Consider the following 13,313-nt stretch of genomic DNA (forward strand, 5'->3'; position numbering starts at 1 on the left):
GGGATTTACCCGCGGCGTTTGAAGAGTTTTTCGAAAGCGTCCACCCCAAGACGGATCAGGGTGGGACGGCCGTGGGGACAAAATTCTCGCTCCGGGGTGTTCCACCAGGCTTCGAGCAAGGCGTGCGCCTCCGACGGGGAAAGCACGTCGCCGGCCCGCACTGCCCCGTGACAGGCCATGCGGGCGTGCAGGGCCTGAAGGTCTCGTTTACTCCCCTGAAGGGCGTCGATGATGAAGTCTTTGGCCCGGGCCACGGCGAGGATGGCCGGAATGCGGTGCACCACGAGGCAGGGCGGGGTGTGTTCCAGGGCAAAGCCCAGGCGCGTGAGCGGCTCCCATAGAGCTTCCACGGTGTCCACCTCGGAGGCATGCACCGGAAAGGAGAGGGGTGGCACGAGTCCTTGGGCATTGGCCGGGGTGGTGGCGATGGTGTGGAAGAGCACGCGCTCGTGCGCCGCATGCTGGTCGAGCAGGACCACTTCGTCGGTGCCCAGGAGCACCAAGTACGTGGCCGCCACCTGCCCGACGTAGCGCCAGGGCAGGGGGGATGATGTGCGCGGCGGCGCAGCGGCTGCTTGCGGGACCGAAGACTCCCAAGCAGCGGGGGCTTCTGCTGCCACGGCCAAGTGTTCCATGAGCCGGGTTTGGGCAAATTTGCGAGAAGCGGGCTCAGGAGGCAGGGATGGGGAAATGCCCATAGGCGACGCCATGGGGAGTGGCGCATCTTCCCGGTGCAGCCCTGCCTGCAGGACGCGGGAGATCGCCTGGAAGACGGCGCGAAACACCATGCCTTCGTCCTGGAAGCGCACCTCGATTTTGGCCGGGTGGACATTGACGTCCACCATCTCTGGGTCCAGACGGATGTCCAAGACCACTTGAGGGAATTCGTTGGTCAAGATCCTTCCCCGGTAGGCCTCGCGCACTGCGCGCACCAGGAGCTTGTCCTGCACAGGCCGACCGTTGACCGCAAGCAGGATGCGGTCGCCGCGGCCTTGGGCCCGGGATGGGTCACCCACAAGGCCCACGATGTGCACCGGGCCCACGCTCTCCACCGGTTGCATGGCGTCCACGATTTCTTCGGGCCAGAAAAGCCGCAAGCGTTCGGCCAGGGAAGCCTGGGCCGGTAGGGAAAAGACGGTGCGGCCCGCCTGGGAGAAGCTCAAGGCCACATCCAGGTGCAGGAGACTTATGCGCTGAAAGATCTCCTGGCATTTGCGGGCCTCAGTGGTGGGGGGGCGCAGGAACTTGAGGCGGGCAGGGACGTTGGCGAAGAGATCGCGAACAATCACCTCCGTCCCCTGGCCCATGGCCACGGGCCGGGGGGCTTGCAGACGGCCGAATTCCGCTTCCACGACCAGGCCCTCGCCGCCGCTGGTGCTGCTTGCCAGACGCAGGCGGGAGACGCTGGCGATGGAGGCCAAGGCTTCCCCGCGAAAGCCCAAGGTCCGGATGGCGGTGAGGTCTTCGAGACGGTGGATCTTGCTCGTGGCGTGCCGGGTCAAGGCAAGGGGGAGGTCTTCGGGGAGGATGCCGTGGCCGTTGTCGCGCACCTGGATGCGGCTTTGGCCGCCGCCTTCCACCATGATCTCCACCCGCGTGGCCCCGGCGTCCAAGGCGTTGTCCAAGAGCTCTTTGAGCACGCTGGCCGGCCGTTCCACCACTTCTCCGGCAGCGATGTGATTTTGCAGGGATTCTGGGAGCTGATGAATGCGGGGAAACGTCATCGTTCCCAGGCCCCTAGCTGGTCGAGATAGACGCGCAGTTCCAAACGGGTGTCGGTATCGGTGCGTGACCAACTGGTTTCCAGGTCAAAGCATTGGTGGTCATACCGGATGGCCACGGTTTTTTCCAAGTCGATGCCTTCCTCCCAGTCCGTGCGGTAGGTGAGGGCGGCGCTCACACCCCGACCAAAGTTCCACCCTGCGCCCATCTGCGCAATGTTTTGGCGCTCTTGGTTTTGGCGCAGATATTCGTCCATGGGGGCGAGGAAATCAAGGCCGAAGAGTGCGTAGCCGTGACCCGGCCAGGAGGCCACGAGATTATGCTCGTGTTCCGTGATTTTGGTCGCATAGGGGGAGAACCAAGTGCGGTCTGTCAGGGAGAGCCAGGGAGTCAGGGCTGTGGAGACCTCAAGAAGCAGATCGGACCAGGGCCGCTGCGGGTAGCGGGAGAGATCGTGGTTGCGTCGCGCCTCGTTGATCTCGAACCCCTGCTCGATTTTGACTCGCAAGAACTCCGCAAAATCCATGGCTGCGGACCCGGCCGCTCCTTGGGCCTTGCGGGTAAAGACGTTGGTGATGCTGTAGCGCAACTCATTGGTGGCATTGACCCGATCACGGGCATCGAAGAGGGGATAGCTTTCTTGGTCGCGCTCCGGGATGTAGGTGTAGATGAGCTGGGGTTGGATGGCATGACGGACGGCAAGCCAGTTGCCCGGAGCTGCTTGTGGCGGCGCGCTCAAGGGAAAGACGCGAAAGAGCTCCGTGGAAAGGGCGGAAGAAAAGTCCCAGAGCCCGCGGAAGCGGGTGTTGCTCTGTGTGTCGACCTGAGCGGATTCGTTTTCGAAACGGTCAATATCGTACAAGGTGCCGCGGACACCGATTTTGGGAATAAAGGAGAACGCGGGTTCGTGGAGCGCAAGTCCCACCGTGGGATGGATGTCCATGCGGGTACCCGTGGTGCCGTATTCCCGCCAGAAGGAAACCACCTGGGCCTCGCCTTCCACGGTAATGGGCGTGTCCTCGATATTGGTCTGGTACAGGTAGGCATCCAGTTGCGGAAGCCTTTGGAGGGTGGGGTTGCGGTCCTTGGTAAAGTCCGGATTGTCGTTGTTACTGGTGTAGGCCAGGTTTTGAACATACTCGACGAGGCCGAAGAAACCGAAGTGCGCCCAATTGTGGGAAAGGAGCAGGCGGTTGATCCGCCTTTTGTCATCCTGATCCGCGATATCGCGACCGAAAGCCGCAAGAAAGGTTTTGCGGCTCTTGCGAAAGCCCGAGTATCCATGGCCGAAGTCCCGGAGGTAGTCCTGGTCCGATACCCAATCGAGGTCCAGCTTCACTCCAAAGTCGGGGTTGCCCAAGTGGCCGTCATACTTGCCGCGAAGCCAGTAGCGGTTGCGGTTGACGCGCTCCCAACCGGCGTTGTCGGTGTAGGGGGACGCACCTTCGATTTGGTTGTCATAGAGATAGTCGAAGCGGAAAAGGCCTTTGGAATAGATGTCCGGAGTCACGCGGTATTCCGCGCCGAGCATGAGCCCTTTTTCCGTCATGAGGTTGGCGTACAGGGTGACGTCGCTCTCCTCGTCAATGACCTGGTAGTACGGCTGGTTATATACCAATCCCAAACGCTCGCTCAGGCTGGTTTCCGGCAAGAGAAAGCCGCTTTGGCGTTTGGTCTTCACCGGAATGATCGCATAGGGGGCGTAGAGAAGTGGCTGGTTGAGGACCTGGAAGCGAGGATTCCACAATTGGGCATACCCGTCGAGGGTGATCGCCCCTTGGGAGGTCTTGATGGACCATGCGGGGCGCTCGCCGTCGCACACGGTTACCGTGGCTTCCCGGAATTCGTAGCTTTCTTCGCCGGTGCGCTTGAGCAGCGCCCCGGAGAAATACATGTGCGGATCCGCGAGAAACACCGTGCCGTTCTTGAGCCAGCCGCGGTTGGTGGCGAGGTCGAATTCCGCCTCTTCCGCCTGGAGGTAATCTCCGCCCAAATGGGCTTGGATATGGCCGCGAAGATAGACCCAGCGGGAAGCGTGGTAGTAGCGGGCGTAATCCGCTTGGATGGAATCTTCGCCTCGTTTCACAAACACGTTGCCGAACGCTTCAACGTACTGGCTGTCATGGCTAGCCACGGTGCGGTCCGCGGTCAAGCGCCAGGTGTCTGGTGGGGCCTCGGCGAGGGCAAAACATGGAAGGAGACACACGAGCACGGAGAGGAGCCAACGGGACATGGGGCCTCGGGTGTTTTTGGAGGTGACGAGCGAACCTCGCCTATCACGTTTTGTCCCAAAAGCCTAGCCCTGGATCGGGCGCCGTTGCGGCCGAGTCCACTTTGTCGCTTTTTTCACGTGCAGCTTGACCTTGAGACCCCCGTTCTTTACAACCCTCCGCAATTGCGGGCCACTTGTGGTTCGTTCGTTATCGCGCACACCAAGGAAAGGAGCATGCATGGACCTTGAGCGTACACTTCGGGAGCGCCAAAGCGCCATCGCCGAGGAATGGGCTGGCGCCATCCTGCGCGCTTACCCCGAGGAAGGGGCCAAGTTTTTCGGTTCGGTGCATAATCGGTTTGCCAACCCAGCGGGATATACTTTTCGGACCAATACCGAGCGGATTTTGGCCAATCTTTTCCAGGGGGGGAGGGAGGCGGAGTGCGCCAAAGACTTGGACGGGATATTGCGCATCCGGGCAGTACAGGGGCTTTCTCCATCAGTGGCCTTGAGTTTCATCCCGGCCTTGAAAGAGATTCTCTATCGCGAACTGTGTTCGGTGACCGGTCCGGAGCAAGCCGATGCACTGCTGCATGATTGGTATGTCCGTATTGATCGCCTTCTGCTCATGGGTTTTGATATCTACATGAACTGCCGGGAAACCTTGTGGCAGCAGAAGGCCAATCAACTGTATGACCGCACCCACAAGTTGCTGGAAAAGGCGAACCTTATTCAGAAAGAGGACGTTACGGGGTAGTCCCGTTGGTATATTTTTGTGTAACCCTATAGCGAGGTAGAAGGTACATGAAAGCTCTCTACTCCCTCTTCCTGGTCTTTGCCCTTGCGGCAATCGCCTTGGTGGGTGCCGGGGCTTTAGGTATGGAACGGACCTTTGGTCTGTACATACCTTTCCTGGCCGCCGCTGTGTTTGTGGTGGGTTTCTGTTGGCGCGTCGTGCAGTGGGGAAAATCGGCAGTGCCGTTTTGCATTCCCACGACCTGCGGGCAACAAGAATCCCTGCCCTGGATCAAGCAGAGCACCATTGAAAATCCCTCCACCACTACGGGGGTGGTGCTGCGGATGCTTTTGGAAGTGCTTCTGTTCCGGTCATTGTTTCGCAACAATAAACCCCAGCTGTATAGTGATACGCGGGTGCGGTACGCCTCGAGTAAATGGCTGTGGCTGGGCGCCTTGGCTTTCCATTATTCGTTTTTGATCATTTTTGTGCGCCATATGCGGTTCTTTACCGAGCCGGTTCCGGCGTTCATTCGCGGCATCGAATCCGTGGATTCCATGCTCCAGATCGCAGCTCCCACGCTGTATCTCACCGACCTCATCTTCATTACCGCCGTCACCTATCTGTTCTTGCGGCGGGTAGTGGTGCCGAGCATACGCTATATCTCTCAGGTGCAAGATTATTTCCCGCTCTTCTTGATTCTGGGTATTGGCCTGACGGGCATTTTCATGCGCTATTTTGCCAAGGTGGACATCATGGCCGTGAAAGAGCTCACCATGGGGCTGGTGACCTTCTCGTGGAAGGTCCCCCAGGGTATCGGCGTGATCTTCTATGTCCATGTGTTTTTGGTTTCGATCTTGTTGATGTACTTCCCGCTCAGCAAACTTATGCATATGGGCGGGGTGTTTTTGAGTCCCACGCGGAACATGAATTGCGCCTCACGGAAATTCCGGCACATCAATCCCTGGAAGTTTGAAAATGTCCATTATCATACCTATGAAGAGTATGAGGACGAGTTCCGGGAAAAGATGGTGGAGAAGGGACTTCCTGTTGAAAAGCCTCTGTGAGAGTAAGGAGCCAAACGCATGTCCACGTTGCCACGCCCTGAAGAGCTCTATGCCAACATCAACCACACGCCGCCCAAGACAGATTGGATGGACGTGCCGGTGGATATCAAGCCGGGTCGGTACTGTTATGCAGCCAATCCGGAGAGCTTGAATTATGTAGGATTTCCGCATGCCCGCAAATGGAATCCTCTCGACGAGGATTGGAAGCTTCCGGAAAATTGGAAGGAGATCATTTTCAACGGTATCCGTGAACGCCTCGATAAATATCGTTCCTTCAAGGTGTTCATGGATATTTGTGTGCGTTGCGGCGCTTGCGCCGACAAGTGTCATTTCTTCATCGGCTCGGGCGACCCCAAAAACATGCCGGTGCTGCGCGCTGAGCTGATTCGCTCCGTGTATCGTGGGGAGTTTACGACTTTTGGAAAGCTGCTGGGAAAATTTGCCGGCGCGCGCCCTTTGACGGAACAGGTGCTCAAGGAGTGGTGGTACTATCTGTTCCAGTGCAGTGAGTGCCGGCGGTGCTCGGTATTCTGTCCGTACGGCATTGATACTGCCGAGATTACCATCATGGGGCGGGAGCTCATCAATCTCTTGGGCCTCAATATCGACTGGATCGCCACGCCGGTGGCCAACTGCTACCGTACAGGCAACCACCTAGGCATCCAGCCCCATGCCTTCTTCGATATGATCGACTTCTTCTGCGATGATATCGAAGACATCACTGGCATTCGTCCGGAGCCCCAGTTCAACAAGAAAGGGGCGGACATCCTCTTTGTGACCCCGTCGGGCGATGTGTTCGCCGATCCAGGTACGTATACCTGCATGGGATATCTCATTCTCTTTGAATATCTCAAGCGTGAGTACGGATTGGATGTCACCTGGTCCACCTACGCTTCCGAGGGTGGAAACTTCGGTTTCTTTACCTCTCATGAGACCATGAAGCGTCTCAATTCGAAGATTTACATGGAAGCAGCACGTTTGGGGGTCAAGTGGATCATCGGCGGTGAGTGCGGCCATATGTGGCGTGTGCTCCATCAATACATGGATACCCTCAATGGTCCTGAATTCCAGTCTCCCAATATGATTGTGCCCACCAATCCCATCACCGGGACAGTGTTTCAGCATGCGGCAAGCACCAAAATGATCCATATTACTGAGTTTACTGCTGATCTCATCAAGCATGGAAAACTCAATTTGGACAAGAGTCGCAATGCAGGGATTCATCTGACGTGGCATGACTCCTGTAATACGTCCCGCGGCATGGGACTTTTTGAAGAACCTCGGTATATCGCTCGCCATGTGGTGGAGAAGTTTACGGACATGCCTCCGGGAACCATCCGGGAGGAGACCTTCTGCTGCGGCGGCGGTGCAGGCCTCAATGCCGGTGAGTGCGAAGAACTCCGCATGATGGGTGGTCTGCCGCGAGCCAGCGCGGTGAAATATGTGCATGAAAAGTATGGGGTGAACATGCTGGGCTGTGTGTGCGCCATCGACCGGGCCGTGCTCCCGGGCACCATGAAGTATTGGGTGCCAGAGGTGAGCGTCTGCGGCCTTCATGAGTTGGTGGGCAACGCCTTGGTCATCCCAGGGGAAAAGGAACGCGAAGTGAATTTGCGTGGTGAGGACCTGCCCGGGAAGGAGGATGAATAATGTACGACAAGGGAAAAATTCTCACTGGCCTTGCCGTGTTTGTGGTCGTGATGACCTATCCATTCTGGAACAACATCGGGCGGGCAGCGTATGTAAAGCCGGAGCTGGAAAAGCCGCGCATTGCCAAGCAGTGCGTGGAGAACGTGGAGTTCATGCGTGCTGAACACATGGCAATGCTCAACCAGTGGCGTGATGAAGTGGTGCGTGATGGTATGCATGAATACCATTCTGCATCTAGTCATGAGGCGTATGCCAAGTCTTTAACGAAGACTTGTTTGAAATGCCACGAGAATAAAGATAAGTTCTGTGACAAGTGCCATAATTCCGTTGGCGTGAGCCCGTATTGCTGGGATTGCCACGTTGACCCGAAGGGGGTGAAGCAATGAACACCACGCGCCGCTGTTTTCTGAAGCTCGCTGGTATCGCTGCGCTGGGATGGGGCGTGCGCCCAGCGTCGCAGGTGCTGGCCTCGGGAGGGGCTGCGCCCAGCGAAGGGCTTCTTTTGGCCTCGCGTCATGCTGTGCACGCTGGTCCCAACGCCCTCACGGCCAAGCGTTGGGCCATGGTGATCGACACCCGGGCGTTGACCCCGGAAATCATCAAGGAAATGGTGCACGCCTGCCATTCCATCCATAACGTGCCGGACATTCCCTCGAAACAGAACATCAAGTGGATTTGGGAAACGCATTTTGAGAACCTCTTTTTGGAAGACGTGCACGAACACTTGCCAGAAGATCATCCCAAAATTGGTGTTGCCTTGTGTAACCATTGTGACAATCCGCCCTGTGTGCGGGTGTGTCCCACCAAGGCAACGTTCCAGCGGGAAGATGGCATCGTGATGATGGATTTTCATCGCTGTATCGGCTGCCGTTACTGTATGGCGGGCTGCCCATACGGATCGCGCAGCTTCAACTTCATGGACCCGCGGCCATATATTGCTTCCATCACTCCCAATTTCCCCACCCGCACCAAGGGGGTGGTGGAGAAGTGTGAGTTTTGCGCCGAGCGCCTGGCAGAGGGCAAGTTGCCGGCCTGTGTGGAGGTTTCTCAAGGAGCGGTGGTTTTTGGTGATCTGGAAGATCCGGAGTCGCCGGTGCGTAAAGCGCTGGCGTCGCGGTTCTCCATCCGGCGCAGCCCCTCCCTGGGAACGCAACCGTGTGTTTACTATCTCGTGTAGGGGGAAGACATGCTGGAAAAAGCCCTTCAAGGATCGAAGTTGTATTGGGGGTGGCTCGGCTTCTTGGCCTTGCTCGCGCTAGTGGGCGTGGCCTGTTATTGGCAACAGCTCTCCCATGGCCTGACCATCACCGGCATGAGCCGGGATGTGACCTGGGGATTTTATATCGCCCAGTTCACTTTCCTGGTGGGCGTGGCCGCTTCGGCGGTCATGCTGGTCATTCCCAAGTACCTTCATGACTACAAGAAGTTCACCAAGATTTTGATCCTTGGCGAATTCAACGCGGTGGCCATGGTGCTTTTGTGCCTGCTCTTCATCGTGGCGGATTTGGGCTCTCCCCAACGCCTCATGAATGTGCTCTTGCATCCCACTCCCAATTCCATCCTGTTTTGGGACATGGTGGTGCTCAATGGCTACCTGCTCATCAACATCCTGGTGGGTTGGGTGACCCTGGAGGCGGAGCGCAAACAGGTGGAACCGCCCCATTGGATCAAGTTCTTTGTCTATCTGTCCATCCCCTGGGCGGTGTCCATCCATACCGTGACGGCCTTCCTCTACGCAGGTCTTCCCGGGCGGGGGTACTGGCTCACTGCAGTGTTGGCGGCGCGCTTTTTGTCCTCGGCGTTTGCTGCGGGCCCGGCCTTTCTCATTCTGGTCACGTATATTGCCCGCATGTTCACCGGCTTTGATCCGGGCAAAGACGTGCTCCCCACTTTGGGCAAGACCGTGGTGTACGCCATGATCGTGAACATTTTCCTCTTCCTCTGCGAAGTGTTCACGGTGAGCTATAGCCAGATCCCGTCGCACATGGCGCATCTGCAGTATCTCTTCTTTGGCTACCATGGCCATGGGGTGCTGGTCCCGTGGATGTGGGCGTCCATGATCATGGGCGTGGCGGGCATTCTGATCCTCTTGGTTCCCAAGAACCGCAAGCAGGACAACATGCTCATCATTGGCTGCCTGTTGGTGTTCATTGGCGCCTGGATCGACAAAGGATTGGGGATGATCGGCGGCGGTTTCGTGCCCAACCCCTTGCATGAAGTGACGGAATACGTTCCCACGCAACTGGAGTTGGGGGTATCTTTGGGAATTTACGCCGTAGGTTTCATGGTCTTGACCATTTTGTACAAGGTGGCCATCGGCGTGAAGCAGGAAGTGGAGTAGAGGCGAAACCTGCCGGCGGGTTCACGCCGGCAGAACCTTATGCGCCGCCCCGCTTGTGGTTTACAGGCGGTCTCAAGGTGTGTAAGGGATGGGGCGCCGCGCATATGGCGGTAGTTTTTTCAAGATTTTCGGAGGTATATCATGGCTTACAAGATTACGGTGGATCTGGACAAGTGTGTGGGCGACGGCGAGTGTGTGGATGTGTGCCCCGTGGAAGTGTACGAGCTTCAGGATGGCAAGGCCGTGGCCGTGAACGAAGAAGAATGCCTGGGCTGTGAGTCCTGCGTGGAAGTGTGCGAGCAGGACGCCATCACTGTGGAAGAGGCCTAAGCATTGGCGGTATGGCAGGTCTTCGTTGAGGAGGCCTGCCTTTTTTTCATCTATTGCCTTGCATATAAAGGTAGGCATGCAGGAATTCTCTCCTTTTTTCAATGAATATTCCCAGTTGGCCGCATCGGTAGAGCGTTTGTGTGCCCAAGTGGCGGAGCAATTTGCTCATGCGGTGCGTTGCCATGAAGGATGTACTGATTGTTGTCATGCCCTTTTTGATATTCCTCTTATAGAGGCGATATACCTTCAACATCATTTCTCTGCTCTGGACGACGATCTGAAGCAACGTATTTGGATTGATGCGGATAAGACGGATCGTCATATCGAAGTGCTCAAAAAGCGTCTGTACAAAGAACACGCCCGCAGCGGCGATACGCAGGCCATTTTGCAGCAGGCAGGCGCTGAGCGAGTGCGGTGTCCACTTTTGGGGGAAGATGATCGGTGCACGCTCTATGCCCATCGTCCCCTCACCTGCCGCATCTACGGCTTGCCTTTGGACGTTCACGGGCAGGGGTGCTCGTGCGGCTTGTCGGGATTTGTGCCGGGAGAGCGCTATCCTGCCATCAAGGTGGCGCCGTTGCAGGACCGTTTGGTGGATATGAGTCGACGTTTGCTTGCGTCGGTGGGGTCTCCGTATCTCGATTTTGCCACCATGTTCGTGCCTGTTTCGCGGGCGCTCCTCACTACGTATGATGCTGTATTTTTTGGTCTTGAGCAGCTTGATTCCGAGGAGAAGGACGGATGAAGCGTTCTCCTGCCAGGACTTTGGAACATGAGCGTCAGAAACGCGCTATCTATGACGCCATGTCTCCAAGGCGACGGAAATTTATTGATCGGATCGGGTATGACCGGTGGGATCCTTTTGCGGAGCCCAAGGATCCGATTGAGTGGCGTACTGATGGGACCAGTCGTACCACCCAGCAATTGGTGCGGGAATTTTTGCAGCAGCATGCTCCGGAAAACTATAGTAATGGCTATGGTGCTGGAGTTTTAGAAATCTGTCTCGGTATCATCAATGGCGATGATCGGTATATTGGGATGTACGAGTTTGCTTTGTGGTACGCAGAAGAACTGAAAAAAAGCGGACTCAATATTCGGGATTATCGTCCATAAACCAAGGAGAACTGCGTGTCGTCGAAAATTCAGCCGGACTACGGCCCTCAAGATCCAGAATCCATTAAAATTGCGTTGCAAGAAAATCCAGATTCTGCAACGTTGTTGTACAATCTTGGGGTTTCGTTGATTGCCCAGCGCCGCCTCGATGAAGCGGAAAAGGCTTTTCGGGATGCGCTGGCGTTAGAGCCAGAAATCGCAGAGGCGTATGTGCAATTGGGAGGACTGGCCATGCATCGCGGCGATTTGGATACATGTTTGGAAATGAACAAAAAAGCCGCGCAAATTCGTCCTCGTTTTGCTGTTCCTTGGGGAAACATTGGCTTCGTACACATGCAGCGCCAAGAGCCGGACAAGGCTGTCAAAGCATTGAAAAAAGCATTGAGCCTGGACCCAAAGTTCATCCAGGCTCATACGACATTGGGGAGCGCCTATCTTGCTTTAGGGGATCCTGATGGTTGCATCATGCAATGTATGAAGGCCATCGAAATCGAACCCATGTTTGGCCCGGCGTATAACAATATCGGTCTTGCCTATTTGGAAAAAGGCGAGGTGGAGAAGGCCGTCCCGTATTTTGAAAAAGCATTGGAAACGGGATTTGAGGTGGAGTCGGCGGTGCTGGAGGAGATTGCCCCGTACCGTTCGGGCGCACAAAAACCATGAAAAAAAGATTTTCTGGTTGACTTTTTTGGGACTTTGAACCATGCTTCACAAGCAGGTATGATTGAGTAACTGCTTGAAATCGTTGGTGAGAGGTTGGCGGGCTTGATGGCCAAGTCCCGCAACACAAGTATCCGGTCTAATCTCAAGGAGGATGCGTAATGCCTAAACACGAGACCCCGTTGCTGGATCAGCTGCAGAGCGGTCCCTGGCCGAGTTTTGTGACGGACATCAAGGAGGAAGCTGAGCGCCGTCACAAAAACGAGCGGAATGTGGAATTTCAGGTTCCGGTAGATGTCTGTGACGACCTGCTCGGCTTGCTGGAACTGTCGTACAATGACGGCACCACCCACTGGAAACACGGCGGTATCGTCGGCGTGTTCGGGTATGGTGGCGGTGTTATCGGTCGTTACTGCGACCAGCCCGAAAAGTTCCCGGGCGTGGCCCATTTCCACACGGTGCGCGTGGCGCAGCCTGCCGGCCTGTACTACACCTCCGAGTACCTGCGTCAGCTGTGCGACATCTGGGAGATGCGTGGCTCTGGCCTCACCAACATGCACGGCTCCACGGGTGACATCGTGCTCTTGGGCACCACCACGCCGCAGTTGGAAGAGATCTTCTTCGAACTCACCCATAAGATGAATACGGACTTGGGCGGCTCGGGCTCCAACCTGCGCACCCCCTCCTGCTGCTTGGGTGAGTCCCGCTGTGAGTGGGCCTGCTACGACACGCAGGAACTGTGCTACCAGATGACCATGGAATACCAGGACGAACTCCATCGTCCGGCCTTCCCCTACAAGTTCAAGTTCAAATTCGATGGCTGCCCCAACTGCTGCGTGGCCTCCATCGCTCGTTCCGACATGGCCTTCATCGGCACCTGGCGGGATGAGATCCGCATCGACCAGGAAGCCGTGGCCGCGTACATCGGCGGCGAGCTGCAGCCCAATGCCGGCGCTCACTCGGGCCGCGACTGGGGTCCCTTCGACATCCAGAAGGAAGTCATTGACCTGTGTCCCACCGAATGCATGTGGATCGAAGACGGCAAGCTCATGATCAATAATCGTGAGTGCACCCGCTGCATGCACTGCATCAACGTCATGCCCCGCGCTCTGCGCATCGGTAATGACCGCGGCCTGTCCATCCTCGTGGGCGCCAAGGCCCCCATCCTCGATGGCGCGCAGATGGGTTCGCTCCTCGTGCCCTTCGTCAAGGTGGAAGAGCCCTACGACGAGATCAAAGAGGTCATCGAGAACATCTGGGAATGGTGGATGGAAGAAGGCAAGAACCGTGAGCGCCTGGGCGAGCTCATCAAGCGTCAGGGTCTGGCCAAGGCCATTTCCGTCGTCGGCCTCAAGCCCATGCCGCAGCACGTGCAGGAACCCCGTCACAATCCGTACATCTTCTGGAAGGAAGAGGACGTGCCGGGCGGTTGGGATCGCGACATTGCGGAATACCGCAAACACCATCAGAGATAAGAAGGGG

13 protein-coding genes are annotated in these 13,313 nt (G+C 56.8%); 11 read left to right on the top strand and 2 right to left on the bottom strand.

The genetic code is table 11. The features are described 5' to 3' along the window. Positions 1–5 precede the first annotated feature (5 nt). Positions 6–1,724: a DNA mismatch repair endonuclease MutL gene (gene mutL, locus QMF81_RS04770; RefSeq protein WP_281752531.1), complete on the bottom strand. Its 1,719-nt coding sequence runs from the start codon at positions 1,722–1,724 to the stop codon at positions 6–8. Continuing rightward, entirely contained in the window at positions 1,721–3,955 is a 2,235-nt protein-coding gene (gene lptD, locus QMF81_RS04775; RefSeq protein ID WP_281752533.1) for an LPS assembly protein LptD, read from the bottom strand. Before lptD ends, mutL begins: the two co-directional genes overlap by 4 nt. Positions 3,956–4,172: 217 nt before the next feature. Between lptD and QMF81_RS04780 the strand changes: the two genes are divergently transcribed. The 11 genes from QMF81_RS04780 (at position 4,173) to dsrA (ending at position 13,306) form a co-directional block, all read left to right on the top strand. Next, positions 4,173–4,691, top strand: coding sequence for an RsbRD N-terminal domain-containing protein (locus QMF81_RS04780; RefSeq protein WP_281752535.1), 519 nt, complete (start codon positions 4,173–4,175; stop codon positions 4,689–4,691). Positions 4,692–4,738: 47 nt separating this feature from the next. After that, entirely contained in the window at positions 4,739–5,737 is a 999-nt protein-coding gene (gene dsrM, locus QMF81_RS04785; protein WP_281752537.1) for a sulfate reduction electron transfer complex DsrMKJOP subunit DsrM, read from the top strand. An 18-nt stretch (positions 5,738–5,755) separates the two neighbouring features. Next, positions 5,756–7,387, top strand: a complete 1,632-nt coding sequence (gene dsrK / locus QMF81_RS04790; RefSeq protein ID WP_281752539.1) for a sulfate reduction electron transfer complex DsrMKJOP subunit DsrK — start codon at positions 5,756–5,758, stop codon at positions 7,385–7,387. After that, positions 7,387–7,773: a sulfate reduction electron transfer complex DsrMKJOP subunit DsrJ gene (gene dsrJ / locus QMF81_RS04795; protein ID WP_281752541.1), complete on the top strand. Its 387-nt coding sequence runs from the start codon at positions 7,387–7,389 to the stop codon at positions 7,771–7,773. Before dsrK ends, dsrJ begins: the two co-directional genes overlap by 1 nt. Then, positions 7,770–8,564, top strand: a complete 795-nt coding sequence (dsrO, locus tag QMF81_RS04800) for a sulfate reduction electron transfer complex DsrMKJOP subunit DsrO (protein ID WP_281752543.1) — start codon at positions 7,770–7,772, stop codon at positions 8,562–8,564. Before dsrJ ends, dsrO begins: the two co-directional genes overlap by 4 nt. A gap of 9 nt (positions 8,565–8,573) precedes the next feature. Beyond that, a complete protein-coding gene (gene dsrP / locus QMF81_RS04805) occupies positions 8,574–9,728 on the top strand; it encodes a sulfate reduction electron transfer complex DsrMKJOP subunit DsrP (protein WP_281752545.1) in 1,155 nt (384 codons plus the stop codon). Between the two features lie 141 nt (positions 9,729–9,869). Continuing rightward, the gene (locus QMF81_RS04810) at positions 9,870–10,058 is read left to right on the top strand and encodes a ferredoxin (protein WP_281752547.1); all 189 of its coding nucleotides are present in this window, start codon (positions 9,870–9,872) and stop codon (positions 10,056–10,058) included. Between the two features lie 76 nt (positions 10,059–10,134). After that, positions 10,135–10,803, top strand: a complete 669-nt coding sequence (locus QMF81_RS04815; RefSeq protein ID WP_281752549.1) for a YkgJ family cysteine cluster protein — start codon at positions 10,135–10,137, stop codon at positions 10,801–10,803. Then, positions 10,800–11,171: a hypothetical protein gene (locus tag QMF81_RS04820; protein WP_281752551.1), complete on the top strand. Its 372-nt coding sequence runs from the start codon at positions 10,800–10,802 to the stop codon at positions 11,169–11,171. The genes QMF81_RS04815 and QMF81_RS04820 overlap by 4 nt, the downstream gene beginning before the upstream one ends. Before the next feature lie 15 nt (positions 11,172–11,186). Next, positions 11,187–11,834: a tetratricopeptide repeat protein gene (locus QMF81_RS04825; protein ID WP_281752553.1), complete on the top strand. Its 648-nt coding sequence runs from the start codon at positions 11,187–11,189 to the stop codon at positions 11,832–11,834. Positions 11,835–11,992: 158 nt separating this feature from the next. Next, positions 11,993–13,306: a dissimilatory-type sulfite reductase subunit alpha gene (gene dsrA, locus QMF81_RS04830; RefSeq protein WP_281752555.1), complete on the top strand. Its 1,314-nt coding sequence runs from the start codon at positions 11,993–11,995 to the stop codon at positions 13,304–13,306. The last annotated feature ends 7 nt before the right edge of the window (positions 13,307–13,313 follow it).

The organism is Thermodesulfomicrobium sp. WS, assembly GCF_027925145.1.
In the GTDB taxonomy this organism is placed as follows: Bacteria; Desulfobacterota; Desulfovibrionia; order Desulfovibrionales; family Desulfomicrobiaceae; genus Thermodesulfomicrobium.

Excerpts from the sequence above, each read along its gene's own strand:
- mutL (WP_281752531.1), bottom strand. The coding sequence starts at position 1,724 with ATGACGTTTCCCCGCATTCATCAGCTCCCAGAATCCCTGCAAAATCAC.
- lptD (WP_281752533.1), bottom strand. The coding sequence starts at position 3,955 with ATGTCCCGTTGGCTCCTCTCCGTGCTCGTGTGTCTCCTTCCATGTTTT.
- QMF81_RS04780 (WP_281752535.1), top strand. The coding sequence starts at position 4,173 with ATGGACCTTGAGCGTACACTTCGGGAGCGCCAAAGCGCCATCGCCGAG.
- dsrM (WP_281752537.1), top strand. The coding sequence starts at position 4,739 with ATGAAAGCTCTCTACTCCCTCTTCCTGGTCTTTGCCCTTGCGGCAATC.
- dsrK (WP_281752539.1), top strand. The coding sequence starts at position 5,756 with ATGTCCACGTTGCCACGCCCTGAAGAGCTCTATGCCAACATCAACCAC.
- dsrJ (WP_281752541.1), top strand. The coding sequence starts at position 7,387 with ATGTACGACAAGGGAAAAATTCTCACTGGCCTTGCCGTGTTTGTGGTC.
- dsrO (WP_281752543.1), top strand. The coding sequence starts at position 7,770 with ATGAACACCACGCGCCGCTGTTTTCTGAAGCTCGCTGGTATCGCTGCG.
- dsrP (WP_281752545.1), top strand. The coding sequence starts at position 8,574 with ATGCTGGAAAAAGCCCTTCAAGGATCGAAGTTGTATTGGGGGTGGCTC.
- QMF81_RS04810 (WP_281752547.1), top strand. The coding sequence starts at position 9,870 with ATGGCTTACAAGATTACGGTGGATCTGGACAAGTGTGTGGGCGACGGC.
- QMF81_RS04815 (WP_281752549.1), top strand. The coding sequence starts at position 10,135 with ATGCAGGAATTCTCTCCTTTTTTCAATGAATATTCCCAGTTGGCCGCA.
- QMF81_RS04820 (WP_281752551.1), top strand. The coding sequence starts at position 10,800 with ATGAAGCGTTCTCCTGCCAGGACTTTGGAACATGAGCGTCAGAAACGC.
- dsrA (WP_281752555.1), top strand. The coding sequence starts at position 11,993 with ATGCCTAAACACGAGACCCCGTTGCTGGATCAGCTGCAGAGCGGTCCC.